The sequence below is a fragment of the Acanthopleuribacter pedis genome (assembly GCF_017377855.1).
Classification (GTDB): Bacteria; Acidobacteriota; Holophagae; order Acanthopleuribacterales; family Acanthopleuribacteraceae; genus Acanthopleuribacter; species Acanthopleuribacter pedis.
Genome location: NZ_JAFREP010000041.1, coordinates 40,604 through 58,262 on the forward strand (window position 1 = coordinate 40,604; position 17,659 = coordinate 58,262).

A 17,659-nucleotide genomic window follows, 5' to 3' on the forward strand; every position below is an offset into this window, starting at 1 on the left:
CCCACCAAGCGCTTTCGCGATGCCGCGGTGAAGGCGGCGCCACATGTGATGCGGCATTTCTAAAGCGCTTCAGGTTTCCGAAAAAGAAGCGAGCACGGCCGATTTTTGGCAACATTGAACTTAAGAACCTAAGAAACACCTTTACGCGCGGTGACTTTAGCAAGGCCTCTCGGCTGCAGCGGCCTGTAAAAACGCACGGCCGCACCCAATTGACACGGTCGCGCAGGTCCCCGGCTCGGCGTAAAAAAGAGAAGAGAACAGGTGACAGAACCCGTCTTTTCCGTTATAAAAAAGTAGATAATCAGGGGAATTCATTTATATAAAGAACTTATCCTCGCGGTGGCCGGTTGGTTCGCGCGGTAGTGTCTTTGGAGATTTATGCTTAACATATTGCTCGTCGACGATGATAAAGACGATTATCGTTTGACCGATGAATGTTTGTCGATCGCGCTCGGCGCTCAGTACGCGCTTAAATGGTGTGCTTCTTTTGACGAAGGACTCAAGGAATTAGAAGAAACCGACTATGATGTGGTTTTCGTTGACCACTTTCTCAAGGGAAAACTTGGGCTGGATTTTATTGCCAAGGCACGAAGCATTGGGGCGGACGCCCTGCTTGTTATGTTGACTGGGTCATCGGATAAAACACTTGACCTAAAGGCGTTGGCCGCCGGAGCCGGTGACTTTGTGGCCAAGGAGGACCTCACCCCGGATTTATTGGCGCGGGTGATTCGGTACGGTATCTATCGGAAAGGCCGCGAACAACACCTTTTGCAAATGAAAGGGGAGTTGGAACAGGCGCGCCGCGATATGCGGCGTCTTCTTGCCAATATTACCCATGAGATTCGCACGCCTCTGGTCGGTATTGTGAACCAGGTGAACCAAATGAGCGCCGAGGACTTACCTGAAACGGTCGCCGATGCGGTCCGCGAGATTCGCGACGCCTCCGAACTTTCCTTGGAATTGGTGAACGATGTGCTTCGTTTTGGCAAGTTGGAAGCCGGCCGGGTCGCGTTGGAAAACGTGGTTTTCGAACCGAAAACCACGGTGGCGCAAATTGTGGCGGTGGTCCGCCCGTTGGCGGCCAAATCGGGAACGCGTTTGGTTGTTAACGATAAAGATGTACCGGATCAGCTCTCCGGTGATAAGGGAAAGTTGCGGCAGATTCTGCTCAATCTCCTATCCAATGCGGTTAAATTCACCGAGGCAGGCAGTGTGACCCTTTCGATGGGTTACGACCCTCAAGCGGGAGAGGCCGTCTTTCGCGTTACCGACACGGGGATTGGGATGACGCCGGATGAGGTACAACGCATCTTTGAACCCTTCCAGCAGGCAGATGCCGGTATCTATGCCCGCTTTGGTGGCACGGGGCTGGGGCTTTCTATATCGCTGCAACTTGCCAAAGCCATGAATGGCACCATTGATGTGGAAAGCGAGCCGGGTCGCGGCTCGACCTTTACCCTGACCGTGCCCCTTGACGGTTTCGATGAAGCGCCGCGGGTGCAACAAAACGTTGATTTAAGCCGGCTTCGCGCGCTGGTTGTTGATGATGACGGCGCCAGTCGGCTGGTACTCCAGCAGTTTGTGGGTCGCATGGGCATCGAGGTCAGCCACGCTTCGGACGGCCGAATGGCCCTGGAAAAAGCGCTGCGGCGAAAATACGACCTCGTTTTTTTGGACTTAAATATGCCGGGTCTCGACGGTTTTGAAACAGCCCACGCCATGGTTACCGGTTTGCCGCCGCTCCACCAACCCGTCATTATCGGGCAAACGGCGCACACGGATCCCGAGATTCACCGCGCTTGCCTTAAGGCCGGGATGACCCGTGTTTTGGTCAAGCCGCTGAAGTACTTAACCTTAGAGCGATTAATGCTTGAGCTCTTTGCGTCTCGCTAAGCCTTTTTCGGGTTAAAGGCATAACCCAGCCTTCTCGGCGGCTGGGGGGAATCCGTCCTGGTTCTGTCGGTTGCGGCGATGTGGGAGAGATGTGATGGACTTTTTTTTGAACCTTTTTAGTTCAGAGTTTATGCCGCACGGGCATTGTTTCCAGTGGCGGCCCGATATTCTCTGGACCCATGTGATCAGCGACGGCGTCATCGCGCTTTCTTATGCGACCATTCCCGCCACCCTTGCGGTTTTTACCGCCAAACGGAAAGATTTGCAGTTTCGCGGGGTATTTATTTTGTTCGCGCTGTTCATTCTGTTCTGTGGTGCAACCCATGCCTTTCAGATTTATGCTGTTTGGGAAGGTGCCTACCGGTTAACGGGGTTGATGAAAGCGATGACGGCTGTTGTATCGCTAACGACGGCCGTGGTTCTTGCCAAGATGGTTCCTGTTGCGTTGAAAATTCCGAGCCCCCAACAACTACGCGATGCGAATTTGCGTTTAAAAGATGCCCATGACGAGCGCATTAAAGCGGAGAAAGAATTGTCTGAGCAGCGCAAGGAGACGCTGTTTCGCACGATTTTTGCGGCCACGCCCAATGGGATGGCGCTCCTCGATCATTCGGGTCGCTTTCTGTTGGCAAACCGTGCTTTTGGAACCATGTTTGGGGTGGAGGAGGTTAAGGTCGTCGGACTGAGCGCACAACAGGTGATGTCCGAGACGGTTGCAACCTCGATAATGGCATATTTGGACAACCACCTAGCCGAAGCGCATCACAACGACCCTTTGGATCGAACCATCATTGAATGTCAGGCTCAACCTGGGCGACTGCTTGTTGCCGAGGTCGGTTTTTCGCCGGTGGAATACAAAGGTGACGATCTGGTGATAGCCACTTTTGTGGATATTTCTCAGCGTCGCGCGGACGAGGAGGCACTGCGTCGCGCCAAGCACCGTTTTGAGCGGGCCGTAACCGGAACCCGTGACGGTTTATGGGACTGGCGGCTGGAGGATGACCAGGTGTGGTTCTCGCCTCATTTTTGCGGACTGCTCGGGATCGAACCCAACCAGGAAAACAACCCATACAGCCTGGCCGCCTGGCTTTCCCATGCCCAACCCGCCACGCGAGGGGCCCTCGAACGCGCCTTGCGCAATCTTGCCGATCAGGAGGGGGGTACCCTCAAACAGGAACACCTCTTTAAAACGGCCTCCGGCGAATACCGCTGGTTTGAGACCCGAGCCCGTTTCAGCTCAGCCGAACACAGCACCTTTGTTTCCGGGTCGATCTCCGATATTCATCCTCGCAAACTCGTGGAAATGGAACTGGAAAAACAAAACGTATACTTGGAAACCATCCTCGACAACATGCGCCACGGGATTTTTGTCATTGATGTCACCGAGGAACAAGACTTTGTTTTCTCCGCCTTTAACCGAGCGGAAGAAGAGATGACGGGGGTTTCGTTTGAGGATGCAAAAAATAAGCGCGTCGAAGATTTGGTGCCAAAGTATTTCCCGATAGAGGTCGCGCGGGAGATTCGTGCCCGCTACCAGGCTTGTTATGATCGCAAAGGCCCCTACCAATACACCGAGATGCTGCCGCTCCAGGGAAAAGAGACCTGGTGGCTCACCAATTTATCGCCGATTGTGGATGAATCGGGCCAGGTGACACGCATTATCGGCAGCACCAGTGAGATCACCCAGGTGAAACAATTGGAACAATCGATGCGGGAACGGGAGGAATTTCTGCAGAAGGTGATCGATTTCTCCCTAAACGGTCTGTACATTTTCAATTTCCAAACGCGGCGCAATACCTTTATTAACCCTGCTTACACGCGCATTACCGGTTATGAAATGCAGGATTTGGCGGCGATGGAAGGGAACCTGACGCAATTGTTCCATCCCGAATCGACCGAACCCTTGGCGGCGCACATTCAGGAGGTGCTGCAATCGGAAGCGGGTCAGTCGACAACCATGGAATACCGTTTTCGCCACAAAAACGGACATTGGATTTGGTGCCTCTCCAGCGACACCGTTTTCTCGCGCGATGGGGACGGAAAGCCGGTGGAAATGATTGGGACCTTTATCGACATCAGTTCCATCAAACTGGCCAACCAGCGTTTGCGGGAGTCCAACCAGGAACTGGAACAGTTTGCCTTTGTTGCTTCCCACGATTTGCGCGAGCCATTGCGCAAGGTCAAGTCGTTTGGCAAGTTGATCACCAAGCGATATGCCGAAAATTTACCTGAAAAAGCAGCCGACTACTTCGAGCGGATGATGTCGGCCACCGACCGAATGGATCGCCTGATTGAAGATTTGCTGTCCCTCTCCCGGGTGGCAACCCAGCAGCGTTCCTTTGAGCATTGCAGCCTCAACGCCGTGCTCGATCAGGTTCTATCCGACCTGAGCTTGTTGATCAAAAGGAAAGAAGCGCGTATCGAACGCGGCGCGCTTCCCGGGCTGTTCTGCGATCAACTCCAGATGTACCAACTATTTGCCAATCTGGTTGGGAATTCGCTAAAGTATACGCGCACCGATGTGAAACCGCTTATCCAAATTCGTCTCCAGTCGGAAACGCCTGATCGTGTCGTGATTGAGGTTTGTGACAACGGCATTGGTTATGATGGTGACGCGTCGGAGCAGATTTTCGGGATCTTTAAACGACTTCATGGTCGTGATGATTACCCGGGCAGTGGTATCGGCCTCGCCATCTGTCGTAAGATTGTCGAGCGGCACGAGGGGACCATTTCCGCCCAGGGTGAGCCGGGCAAGGGTGCTCGCTTCGTTGTTAGCCTACCGCGCCGTTAGGAGGATGCTTTTGAGTTCCCATTTACAACCCGTTCCGATCCTCATGGCTGACGATGACCAGGACGATTGTTTGTTGGCCCAGGATGCGCTTGACGAGAGCCGGCTGACGAATCCCATTTTTTTTGTCCATGACGGTATCGCGCTGCTCGACTTTTTGCACAATCGCGGCGCCTATGCCGACAAAAAGAAGTACCCTCGGCCCGGGCTGATCCTGTTGGATCTCAACATGCCGCGCATGGATGGACGCACCGCGCTGACAAAAATTAAGGAAGATTCAGAGCTGCGGCTCATTCCCGTGGTGATTCTCACCACCTCGAAACAGGAACAGGATGTATTTCAAACCTACGGGTTGGGTGCTAACTCTTTTATTACTAAGCCTGTCGAGTTTGATGATTTGGTGAAAACGATGCGGGTACTGGGTGAATATTGGTTTTCTATTGTGCGTTTAGCATGACGGCCTGCCGAAGACGCGGCTTGTGACCGCCGTCGACGACGGGTTGTTCCCGGTGTCTTTTTCACCCTGCCCTTTTGATTTTCAAATAGCCACACCGTGGCGAGGAGCGTTCCATGGATGAGAAAGAAGTTGGTTCTTCCCCGGGGACCTTGGTTTACACCGGAACCATGAGCCACGAGGTCGATGGGTGTCTCTACCACTACCGTGAAGATATGCTGCGGGAAACCCCGTTTGCGGGCAGCTTGCCGGCCTTGGATGCAGTGCCCGATTGCACCGCCTGGTTGGTTGTTCACGGTGTCCACGATCTGGCCATGGTTAAACAGTTGGGTGCCCGTTTTCAGTTGCATCCTCTGGTCATGGAAGACCTGGTTAATCCCGTACAGCGCATGAAAATTGAGGAGTACGACGATTACCTCTTTATCGTTCTAAAATGGCTTGTTCGCAATGAATCGGGAGATTGGGAAACCGAACAACTCGGATTGATTTTGCACGATCAATGGTGTGTGCTTTTTCTGGAAGAGGCCTCCGACTTGTTGGAACCGTTGCTGCGGCGCCTGCGAAAAAAGAACAGCGCGCTGCGCAAAAGAGGCCCTGACTATTTGGTTTACGCCATTGTCGATCTCGTTGTCGACCACTATATGGAAAGCGTTGAGGAGCTCAGTGAAGACCTTGAAACCCTTGAAGACACCTTGATGGATCCTGATGCGGCCCCGCTTGACGACTTAAAAGAGCTGCAAAATTCAGCCCAGACCATCAAACGGAACCTGCGCGCCATGAAGGATCTTAACAATGCGATTCTTCGTGTTGATTTGCCCGTGATTCAAGATGGGACGCAACTTTATTTTCGCGATGTTCATGACCATGCGCTTCAGTGTTTGGACCAAGTGGAAAGCGTCCAAGAATCCATTAACAATGCGTTGAATTTTTATCATTCAATGATTAGTTTGCGACTGAACGAGGTTATGAAATTTTTGACCATGATGGGAAGTATTTTTATCCCGTTGACCTTCATCGCCGGGATTTACGGTATGAATTTTCAAGAAATGCCCGAGCTGAAATGGCGTTATGGGTACCCTGCCGCCATGGCTTTAATGGCCTTAGTGAGCATCGGTATTTTAATGTACTTCAAACGAAAAAAATGGCTATGAGCGCCGTGTTATTTGAAATAAAAAGGTTGAAATAATGAGTGATATCGTACCTCAATGGCTGTTAGCGCTTTCACCTGTTCATAGTCGTATTTTCGAATCTCTACTGGTTGTTTTGCTGTTTGTTGTAGTACGTTCCGGCATCCTGCGCCTTGTCGGTAACCGTGTCAGTGATTTGCGCGCCCGTCTGGCTTGGCGACAATCCGTTACCTTTGTCCTTTTCGTTCTATGTGCCCTATTGCTGATCCGTATTTGGTTTGTGTGGTTTCAGTCGATCCTGACCTTGCTCAGTGTGGTTGCCGCCGCCTTGGTGATCGTCTCCAAGGAGTTGATCGCCAACTTTACCTCCTCCGGCATTATTCTTTGGCGCGCCTTATTCGAGGTGGGTGACCGGATTCAGATTGGCAAAACCACCGGTGACGTGGTTGAAATCGGCCTGTTTTACATTACCCTCGCTGAGACTGGGGCCGGCGGCGATGAAGCCACCGGCCGAATCGTCAAAGTGCCCAATAGCAGTATTTTGGGCAACGAGGTCGCCAACTTCTCGCGCGGGCTTGAACTGGTTTGGCACGAAATCGTGGTGCCGGTTGCCGCCGATAAGAACTGGCAAAGAGCACGCGTGATTGCCGAAGAACTTTTGGAGGAACACGCCGCCAAAATCACCGACAAGGAAAGGCGCAAGCTGCTTAAACTTTCCGAGGAAATCATGTACACCGGGAAACCTGCGCGCGTTTATGTCCGCTTGGCCGGTGAAAAAATTGAGTTAACCCTGCGTTTTTTGGTCAAAATTCACAAGCGGCGGGTTACCGAACACCGTATTTGGGAAGGGCTTTTGACGCGCTTCACCGAGGAGGGCGACATTTTGGGGACCCCATCCAAGAAGGAAGCGGCCGAGGGGAAATCGGAGGCCGCGGCGGCTGAGCCGACCGCGCCTGAGACCGCGGAAGCAAAACAAGGCTAAACCCGTTGTTCCGGGGGCGCCACAAAGCGGCTTGTGGTCGCCGGGTAAACAATGGAAGCGGTGGGATTCGAACCCACACCAACACGGACCTCGACCGTGCGCCTCTGCCGTTGGGCTACGCTTCCGTAGGGAAGGGAATGGAAGCGGTGGGATTCGAACCCACACCACGGCGATTTTAAGTCGCCTGCCTCTGCCGTTGGGCTACGCTTCCGCGGGGATGGGGACGGTGGGATTCGAACCCACACTGTCACGGTTCTAAGCCGTGTGCCTCTGCCGTTGGGCTACGTCCCCGGTGCAGACCCTGTTCGCGATTGATTCGCTCCTTGCGAGGAGCGAACAAAGTTACGGGCAGGGCCGCGTTGGGGTGGATGCGGTGACGCCGCCGTCGAAGTGGTGACGGCCGCCTGCGATATCCAGATTGTGTTTTGGGGGAGATCATCCGGTGCTGGGTAGTCTGCCTGAGATGGGTCGCGGGACACCCACATGGATGAACCACGGGGGTGTTGCGCCGACAAACGCGGGAATCGTTGGCCCGCATTTCGGCTTCGGAGCAGAATTCCGTGTGAGAAATGCGGGTTAGCTCATAACCTGCGACTTTTCGTGAACTTATGGACCGCACCACGAAACCAAGTCGGGCCACGGTGAAAAGTCGCGGGGTTCCGTCTCGCTGTCGCATCCGCATTGCGCGCCAAAGGTTCTGGTATAGAAAGCCTTGTGAGGCATACGGACTTGGCTGTCTGGACGGACACCCGCCTCCCGCGTGGCAGTGCGTGTTGTGCGGGGGGCGAGCGTCCGTCCGAGACGGAGGAAGAAAGCATGGATATGAGATCGTCGTCTGTCGGGTTGTTGGTTAACCCGGCTCAGGAAAAGAGCCTGTCGTTGGATGATCTTTATAAGTGTGCTGCTTGGGTTACCCCAGTCGGGTAACGAACAATAAAATGCTAAGGAGCAGCAAAGCCAAACGCTTCATATACATGGTCGATGTCATTTTCATCATCATCGGAGGCTCCTTTTGAGAATAATGGGGGCGGCATCGGGGCAGACGCTTGCCGTGCCGACGGGAGATGGGTAGAGCGAGGCTTGTGCCGGCTTTTGGAAAACGCCGGATATTTGCTGGAATTTGTTTGTAAACTGTTGAAATAAAAAGAGAAAGGAGGGTGAGGCTTGTCCCGGAAACGGAACGCCGGCTTTTTGCGAACCTTTTAAAAGCTATTAAGGGATATTGATATCTATAGACTTTGATAGCTAGGGGTGGTCCGCCTCGTTTTGCATGAAGCGGCGTTTCTTTTGCCGATCTTTTGCTTGTGGTACGGGCGGAAATTTGCACTGTCTGCGTCAAAAACTGGATTCGCCTGTTTTTTTAGGGTGACCTTATGCGAGCCAGCTCACAAAGGTGCTTTTTTCAATTCGGCCAGGGGCCGCGGGGCGAATTGGTACTCCCTTGGTACCTAAAATAAATTCAGTGGTTTAGGTTTTTTTATCCGGTGCCGATTTGACTTTGGCGTTTCCACCGTCTACCTATGCAGCAGAACACCAATTGAATGAAAACTAGGAAAGGGCGAAAATTGTAGTCTGCTATTGGCAGGCTATGTTCTGTCTTTTTGACCTCAACGACCTACCACAGATGACCGTGCTCGGGATGGAACGGATGTCGGTTTTGACCAAACAACGACTTTTTCGACGTGGCTTGAAGTTCTTCACACGCCAAGCGCGCCCTTCCTGCATCCACCACGCTGCCCGGTTCCTGTTCAATATACGCGGCTCCCGCGTATCGGTGTGCTGTCCCGCGCGATCCCGGTTTTGTTTGTTCCGGGCACCTCGCGCGGCCGTCCACCGCATCTGAAACATTAAGGTGTCATACATGCTTTCACGAAGGTTTCCCTACCTTTTCGCCGTTGTCATGAGTTTTTGCTTGGGTTGCTTGCCCCTTGCCGCACAGGGTTTTCCCAATGTGCCGCAAACGCCGGGTACCCTGATTGCCGGCCCCATCGCCCCGCAACAGGGCCGCACCGCCGTGATTACCATCCAAGGCGGCTGGTTGTTTACCTTTCCCGAGGTGCCTTCCAGCGGCGGCGTGACCTTTAACGGACAACCGCTGCAAATTGACTACCTGATGCGGCAATGGGACATCTCCGATTTGGGCAACATTCGCGAGATTGCCAACTTCGGTCGCACCACCCAAGGTTTCGACGCCCACGGTGTGGTCCATACCGGCGATTGGACGGTGTTTGGTACCTTTCAATTCCACGTTGACTCCTTCGGGGGTCCGGTGGTGGTGGAACCCTACACGGCTTCCCACGTGGTGCCCTTTGGTCGCGGCGGTTTGTTTCCGCCCTACAGCATGACCAACTTCTGGAGCTACAACGACACCAATGTGTTGATGGAATTCAACAAAAACGGCAGTTTGGTCGCGCGTTGGGACCATATCGCGGAAACCGGCATCATCGCCCACCCCGTGTTGATGGGGAACCTATTATTTATGTTGTCGGAGCAAACCAACGGCGGTATTGCCATTTACGACATGAGCCAGTACATGGACGGCAACCCCTCCAACGATCCCGAGAAGCCGCCCCTGATTTCACTGGCGACCCAGGGCGGGTTCGGCGGTTATTGGGCGGAACTCTACGGTTTGGACGGGCGCTTGTACGCGGTGAACTCCTACCGTATCGGTGGACAGGGTTTGCGCGTTGTCGATGTGACCGATCCCACCAACCCCGGCAATTTGATCGACATTGCCTTTGACGCCGACGTGATGTCGATGTACCCCCACTTCCAGGATAACCACATCTTTTCCGGGAGTTCCAAGGTCGACATGCGCAGTTTCGAGGTGGTGTTGACGCTGCCCACCGAAACCACCCACACCTTTCCCGGTTACGACGACGGCGACGGCATGGACACCAGCCAGTGGTTGTTGCCCATCGGGAACCTGTTGGTCACCGGTGGTTTGACCGATTTGGACCGCAGCCAGGGCATGGCGATTTGGGCGCACCAGGCCGAACCCGATACGCGCGGCCCCATGGTGGGGTATCACATTCCGCGCGCCGGCCAAACCAACTATCCAGTTGAGGCGCCGATTTCGATGATCATCCCGGAAACCCTGGATACCAGCACCTTGATCGCGGGTCAGACTTTTATCGTTCGTCCACTGGGCGGCAACCCGATTAGCGGTTCGCTGTGGTATGCGATGAACGACATGATTACCTTTCAGCCGGACCAGCCGCTGCAAGACGACACCACCTATGAAGTGTTCCTGCCCCAAGGTGGGATTGAAGACGCGGTCGGCAACGGCATGGAAGAAAACTACAGTTTCACCTTTTCGACCGGCAGCTCCAGTCAGGGCAACCAGCCTCCCGAGATTACCAGTTTTACCGTTTCGGATGGGTCGATTACGCCCAACCAAAACGTGACCTTTAACGCGACCGGGTCCGACCCCGAAAACGAGCAGTTGGAATGGCGTTTTGTGTTTGGTGACGGCACCGATCCCACCCCTTGGTCGACCACGGCGTCCGCCAGTCATACCTACACGGAAGTGGGCCACCGCCGGGCCGTGGTTCAGACCCGCGACAGCTCGGGTGTGACCGTGTCCGACAGTTTGATTGTGACCATTGCCAACCCGGTTTCGGCGACACCGCCGACCCATTCGTCGCAGATCATTATGGATGAAACGGCACGGCGTGTTTACGCGGCAAACCCGGACAACAACACGGTGGCGGTGATCCATGCCGACAACCACAACCTGATTCGCGAGATTCCCACCGCGGCCGATCCCCGCAACCTGGGCCTCGATCATTCGGGTAATCTGTGGGTGACGGCTTACGATGCGGATCAAATCCAGGTCTTCGATCCTTCCAACGGTTCCTTGGTCGATCAAATCGATTTGGATTACGGCAGCTTGCCCCTGGGTCTGGTGTTTTCACCGGATCGCAACACGGTCTACGTTTCCCTGAGCGGGAAGGGGTCGCTGCTGCGTTTTAATGCGTCAACCCGGCAGCAAACGGGTTCTTTGGCCTTGGGCCCCACGGCCCGTGCGCTCGCGGTCGACGGCAACCATACGCGCATTTTGGTGACTCGCTTCATTTCGGACGCCTACCACGGCGAGGTTTGGGATGTGAACGCGTCTTCGTTTACCCTGCAACGCACCTTTATCCTGCCGCAAAAACTGACCGGCGATAACTCGGGCGACGGCGCGGGGGTTCCCAACTACTTGGCTGGCATTACGATTTCGCCGGATAACAGCAGCGCCTACATCAGCACGGTCAAAACCAACATTAATAAAGGTGTGCGTTTTGGCGACGGCTCTCTCAACGACCCGGACAACACGGTGCGGACCGAGGTGATGTCGCTGGATTTGGTCGCGAACCAGACCCGCATGGACAACGCGGACCGCATCGATTTGGACAACTCCGATTCGGTGCGCGCGTTCGATTTCACCCCGCTGGGTGACTACATGTTGCTGGTGAACCAGGGCACCAACGACGTGATGATCATGGACACCTTCCGCTTCCCGTATTCCTTGAACCTGGGCAGCATGGTGGCCCGGGTGGGGGTCGGCATGGCACCACAAGGGGTGGTGGTCGACAGCGCCGGGCAACAGGTGTTTGTCAAAAACTTCATGTCCCGTTCGGTGTCTACCTTCTCCATCGCCAACCTGTTGGCGGTCGGTGACACCAGTTTCCAAGTTTCCACGATCAACACGGTACAAAACGAACTGCTGTCAGCGAGCGTTTTGCTGGGCAAACAGGTGTTCTACAACGCGGGCGATCCGCGCATGAGTCTGGAAGGTTACATCAGTTGTGCCTCCTGTCACGTGGACGGCGGCCACGACGGTCGAACCTGGGACTTCACCCAACGGGGCGAAGGATTCCGCAACACGCCGCCGCTGTGGGGAAGGGCCGGGATTGGCCACGGCCGCGTGCACTGGACCGCCAACTTTGATGAAATACAAGATTTCGAAAACGATATCCGCGGCAACTTCGGTGGTGAAGGCTTTTTGAGCGAAAACGATTTCGGCCAGGTCGGTGATCCGCTCGGCCCGCCCAAGGCCGGTCGCAGCGCTGAATTGGACGCCATGTCCGATTACCTGACCTCGCTGGACGCCTCAACCTTGCCACGCAGTCCCTTTCGTCAAGCCAACGGTGACATGACCAGCGACGCCGTCGCGGGCGCCCAGGTGTTCATCGAACAGAACTGCGCCTCGTGCCACAACCCGGCGCAGGAGTACACCGACCGTCAAATTCGCAATGTCGGGACCATTCGCCAGGGAACCTCGGGTACGCGCATTAACGGGCCGCTGGAAGGTCTTGAGACACCGACCCTGCTGGGTTTGTGGGATACCGCGCCTTATTTGCACGACGGTTCGGCACCGGATTTGGAAACGGTGTTCCGTACCGCCTCCGGGACCTGGTACGACAACGAATTGGGGACCAACATCGGTGGTTTCCAAAACAACACTTTTCCGTTTAATACCTGGCTCGGCGGCACGCAAACGCCGCTGTCGCGCAACCAAGATCGCAGCATTCGCTGGGACAATGTCGACGGTGGTTCCGGCGGCACCGGCCAAATTACGGTGCGGTTCGCCACGGATTTCAACCAGGGCGATATCCCGCTTGAGTTGACGGTGAACGGCGCCACGCGGACGGTGAACTTTCCGGCCACCCTTCCCGATCAAAGCTCGCGGCCTTTCCTCATTATTGAAAACGTGAGTTTGCAGGCGGGTACCACCAACAGCATTACCCTGCGCAACAACCGCTCGTTTGAAGCGCTGGATTTGGATGCGATTTTTGTCTCAACCGCGGATGATTTGGTGACGGCCGCGCCGCACCGCCGCGTGATGAGTCTGAGCGGTACGCAACGCAACCAGTTGATTGCCTACCTGCAGCAGTTGGACGGCCGCAATGTGGTGACCTCGGGCGCGGTTGAACGCCGTTATTGGACGGGCGTTGCAGGCGGGACCCTGGGTGCCCTGGAAAATGACGGGCGTTTCCCCGACGAACCAACCGGTGCCGATGTTTTGAACGGCCTCGAGGTGGTGGGTTGGGCCGGCTCGGCCAACCCCGGTGGTGCGCAGAACTGGGGCGACAACTACGGTCAGCAGGTGCGCGGGTACATCGTGGCACCGCAAAGCGGGAACTACCGTTTTTACCTGTCCGGTGACGATGTGGCCTCTTTCCGGTTGAGTACCGACACCAATCCGGCCAACGCGGTTGAAATTGCCGCGCTGACCTCGGCGAGCGGGTTCCGCACCTGGACGGGTGGCGGCAATCAGGTCTCGGCCGAGATCGCCTTGGTTTCCGGCAACCGCTATTTCTTTGAACTGTTGCACGTGGAAGGCGGTTCGGGTGATCACGTCGCCGTGGCGTGGCAATTGCCCGGCGGCGGGGCGCCGGTCAACGGGTCGGCCGACGCGGTTGTGCCCGGCAGCGCCCTGGCCCCGTTTGGCGATACCTTCCGCGTGGTGCCGCCCAACGCGCCCGATAATCTGATGGCGCGGAGTTATTCACCCACGGAAATCCATCTCGCCTTTACGGATCGATCCAACAATGAATTCGGCCATCACATTGAATACCGCTTTAACGGTGGTGAATGGCAACAGGTCGATTTGGGACCGACCGGCGGCATCGACCGGCAGCGGGACCACGCGATTGAGCGCGTGTTCCCAGGCGCGGCTTATCAAGTTCGGGTGCGCTCCTACAACACGGCGGGCAACTCCGCTTGGACGGATCCGGTGGACGTGGTCATGATTGACGCGGCGACCCAGCGCCTTTTCTCCTACGACGGCAACCTGCCGTTTGCGGTGAATCTGGGCGTGAACCTGCTGCAAAAAGCCGAGGTGTTTGGTTCGAATCTGGCGCTGTGGCGCGCGGACGGTGGTTTCGGCCAGCGCTCGGCGGTGTGGTCACAGGAATCCCTGCCGACGGATCGCTTTGTCTCGGAGTTTACGCTGCGCTCGGCCAATGAAACCGCGGGTGGTGTGAGTACCTTTGTGGTTGCCTTCCAGTCCAGTTCGCCCAACGAAACGGCGCTGGGTAATGAAGGCGGTTACGAGGGCATTAACGGCCCGAAAATCGGCCTGATTTTCTCCTTATTCGAGGGCTCGTCCAGCGTGAAGTTGTTGAACAACGACGCGACGGTGAAAACCTATTTCAGCACCCTCGACCAAAACTTCTCCTTCGACTACAGCACCAGCTACCGCTTCCGGGTGATTTACGACAACCGCCAACAAGACCTGTCGCTGGAATGGATCCGCGAGGACAACAATGCGACCTTTGTCGGCAGTTTCCCCATCGACGTGGAAAGTGTGCTGGGTAGCCACGCCTACATGGGTTTTGTGGTGAACAGCAACTTCACCAACATGGACATGACGATTGACCGCTGGGTGTTCGACCACCGCGTTGACCCGCTGCCGCGCCAGGCGCCGTTCGGTGGCACCGCGCTCACGGCACCGACGCGCGTCCAGATGGAAGATTACGACGAGGGCGGCGAGGGCATTGCCTTCAACGACAACGACGATTTCCAATCGGGTTTTAACCCCCGCGGCGATTCGGTTGATTTCGACGAGCGCAACGGTTCGCAAGGGCCGTATATCGGTTGGTCCGAGGCGGGTGAGTGGCTCAAATACACGCTGGAAATTCCGTCGGGCGTTTACAACATCAGTTTGCGCGCGGGTGCGGGGAGCAACAGCACCACGGATGATGTCATCCTGTCCCTCGACGGCGTGCCGCTAACCGTGTTTGATGTGGCCAACACCAACTTCAACTTCCAAACGCACACCAACAGCAACGTGGTCATCGCGCGCGGTGGTTTGGCCGTGATCCGGGTCACGCAAAACCGCGGCGGCAGCTTCCTCGACTGGTTCGAATTCCAACGGGTCGGCGATGTTTCCGGCGTGCCCGCGACACCGAGCGGTTTCTCCGCGAACGCCGTGGATTCGGGCCGGATCGACGTGGGTTTTACCGATCAGGCATCCAATGAAACCGGGTTTGTTGTGGAATATCGCCGTGCCGGCGAACATCTGTGGCAGTCGACGACCTGGGCGCCGCTCGCCGGCTCGGGCACGAACGGGACCCTGCAAATGACCGGATTGGCGCGCAATACGACCTACCAATTGCGGGTGAAAGCCTTTAACGATACCGGCGATTCCGGCTGGTCGACAGTGCAGTCGGCGACAACGCAAAACGCGGGCGGCTGCACGACGCCGGTTCGTTTTGTGCGTGAACCCGCCTCGGTGGCCGCTTGCGCGGGCGAGGAAGTGCGCTTGACGGCCTTGGCCAACGGCGATGCCGATCCCGCCACGAGCTATCAATGGTATTTCCAAGGTTCGCCGATCAACGGTGAAACCGGGCCGGAATACGTGGTTGCAAGCTTCGGTGCCGGTGCGGTGGGCGATTACTTCTGCCGCATTAGCAACAGTTGCGGCAGCGCCGACTCACAAACGGTGGCGTTGAGCTTGTCCAGTGTCATTGAAATCACCGATCAACCCGATACCCAAGACATTTGCGTCGGCGCCAACGCCACCTTCGATGTGGCCGCCGACGGCAGCGCCAACTTCACCTACCAGTGGTATTTCGGCAACACCGCGCTCGAGGGTGAAACCAATTCGGTGCTTTCCCTGGAAAACGTCGGGGCCAATCAAGCCGGCCAATACCGCTGCCGCGTGACCGGCACCTGCGGCGAGGCGTTTTCTGAATTTGCGACCCTGAGCGTTGAAGGGATTCCGGTGTTCACCGAACATCCGCAACCCGGCGCGGGTTGTCCCGGTGCCCGCATCGAACTCTCGGCGCTGGCGACCGGGAACAGCCTGAGTTACCAGTGGTATTTGGGTAACAATCCCATCAACGGCGCCACCAGCCCCACCTACGTCATCCAAAGCTTGACCGAGGGGCAGGCGGGGAACTACCGCTGCCGTGTCAGCAACGATTGCGGCGGGGGCCAATTCTCGAACATCGCGACCGTTTCCATCGGTGACGATTTCAACATCACGGACGGCCCCGGTAACCTGGAGCGCTGTGCCGGTCAGTCGGTGACCATGTCGGTGAGCGTGGAAGGCCCGGTCACGGGTTATCAGTGGTTCTTCAACAATGTGGCGCTGAACGGCGAAACCGGTTCCTCGCTGAGCATCGGCAGCGTGAGTGAAGCCAACGCGGGTAACTACTTCTGTCGCATTACCGGCGAGTGCAGCACCACCGATTCTCCGGTCGGGAGCTTGGTGATCAGCGGACCGCCGTCGATTACCCAGCAACCGCAAGATGTGCGGGTTTGCCCCGGCCAAACGCTGCGTGTGTCGGTCGGTGCTCAGGCGTCGGGCGCCTTGTCCTACCAGTGGTACCGCAACAATGTGCGCATCGTCGGTGCGACCAGCGCGGCCTTTGAAAAAATTGCGGAGGCATCCGACGTGGGCACCTACTTGTGTCGGGTCGAAACCGCCTGTAGCGGGGTTTGGACCGGCACCGCGACCGTGACCCTCGGCGACAGCTTCAGCATCAACACCCAGCCCGAGGCGACCCCGGCCTGTACCGGTGAATCCATTGTCTTGTCCGTGGGTGTAACCGGCAGCTTCGACAACCTCCAGTGGTACCGCGACAGCAGTCCGCTTGCCGGTCAAACCAACAACACCTTGAACCTGACCAACCTCCAACCGAGCGATTCCGGTCGCTACTTCGCGCGCATCAACGGCTTCTGTAGTTCTCAGGATTCCGCCGCGGTCAGCCTGGACGTATCCAGTGGCCCGACCATCGTGCAGGAGCCGGTCGACATCGGTATTTGCGAAGGGTTGCGGATGGACCTGTCGGTGCAGGCGACCAGCGGCAACGGTCCCTTGACCTACCAGTGGTACGGCAACGGAACGCGCATTGACGGCGCGACCCAAGCGACCTACAGCAAAATCGCCGAAAACAGCGACGCGGGCGAATACATTTGTCGCGTCACCGATAGTTGCGGTGGGATTTGGACGGCGCGTGTCAATGCCGTGTTGGATCAAGCCGTGGCCCAGGTCGCAACCGAATCCCTGGCCCTCGGCCTACAGCCGCCCGTGCTTGAAGCGGTGGTTGGGTGTATCGAAACGCCGAGCGTTGTCTGGTGGAACAGCATCACCGGCAACACGCTTGGTTTGAACGTGAACCCGGCCACGGTGAACCCGCCGCCCACGGAAACCACGCCGTATCGCGTGCGGGTGCGTGATGAAGGGGGTGACTTCGAGGTCATTTTGGAAGTCCTCATTTTGGTGCCGACTGATGCGCGCTTCCGCGACTTCAACGACGACGGTTGCAACGATGTCGAGGACATGCAGGCCGCCGCCGCGGCATGGTCGACCCAAACAAGCACCCTCGACGCCAACAGCGACGGGGATTTCAACATCCTCGACATGGTCTACATCAACACGACCGACGGCTGTAATCCCTAACGGAAACGGTGTGCAG

Annotated in this window: 6 protein-coding genes and 3 tRNA genes; 6 read left to right on the forward strand and 3 right to left on the reverse strand. The window is 56.4% G+C overall.

Going from position 1 to position 17,659, the window contains the following annotated elements:
* Window positions 1-378 precede the first annotated feature (378 nt).
* From J3U88_RS29785 to J3U88_RS29805, 5 genes are all read left to right on the forward strand, one after another.
* The gene (locus J3U88_RS29785) at window positions 379-1,893 is read left to right on the forward strand and encodes a hybrid sensor histidine kinase/response regulator (protein WP_207862674.1); all 1,515 of its coding nucleotides are present in this window, start codon (window positions 379-381) and stop codon (window positions 1,891-1,893) included.
* Window positions 1,894-1,987: 94 nt separating this feature from the next.
* The gene (locus J3U88_RS29790; RefSeq protein ID WP_207862675.1) at window positions 1,988-4,684 is read left to right on the forward strand and encodes a PAS domain S-box protein; all 2,697 of its coding nucleotides are present in this window, start codon (window positions 1,988-1,990) and stop codon (window positions 4,682-4,684) included.
* A gap of 4 nt (window positions 4,685-4,688) precedes the next feature.
* On the forward strand, window positions 4,689-5,138 hold the full coding sequence (locus J3U88_RS29795; RefSeq protein ID WP_423842094.1) for a response regulator: 450 nt from the start codon (window positions 4,689-4,691) through the stop codon (window positions 5,136-5,138).
* A 113-nt stretch (window positions 5,139-5,251) separates the two neighbouring features.
* Complete coding sequence (corA, locus tag J3U88_RS29800; protein ID WP_207862677.1) at window positions 5,252-6,286, forward strand: magnesium/cobalt transporter CorA; 1,035 nt, start codon at window positions 5,252-5,254, stop codon at window positions 6,284-6,286.
* A gap of 34 nt (window positions 6,287-6,320) precedes the next feature.
* The gene (locus tag J3U88_RS29805; protein ID WP_207862678.1) at window positions 6,321-7,244 is read left to right on the forward strand and encodes a mechanosensitive ion channel family protein; all 924 of its coding nucleotides are present in this window, start codon (window positions 6,321-6,323) and stop codon (window positions 7,242-7,244) included.
* Between the two features lie 52 nt (window positions 7,245-7,296).
* On the opposite strand, the gene J3U88_RS29810 is transcribed toward J3U88_RS29805, so the two are convergent.
* The 3 genes from J3U88_RS29810 to J3U88_RS29820 all read right to left on the reverse strand — a co-directional run bounded on the left by J3U88_RS29810 (window position 7,297) and on the right by J3U88_RS29820 (window position 7,535).
* Window positions 7,297-7,369 (reverse strand) — tRNA-Leu (locus J3U88_RS29810).
* Window positions 7,370-7,382: 13 nt separating this feature from the next.
* A tRNA-Leu gene (locus J3U88_RS29815) sits at window positions 7,383-7,455 on the reverse strand.
* Between the two features lie 7 nt (window positions 7,456-7,462).
* A tRNA-Leu gene (locus J3U88_RS29820) sits at window positions 7,463-7,535 on the reverse strand.
* Window positions 7,536-9,105: 1,570 nt separating this feature from the next.
* Between J3U88_RS29820 and J3U88_RS29825 the strand changes: the two genes are divergently transcribed.
* On the forward strand, window positions 9,106-17,643 hold the full coding sequence (locus J3U88_RS29825) for an immunoglobulin domain-containing protein (RefSeq protein ID WP_207862679.1): 8,538 nt from the start codon (window positions 9,106-9,108) through the stop codon (window positions 17,641-17,643).
* Window positions 17,644-17,659 lie beyond the last annotated feature (16 nt).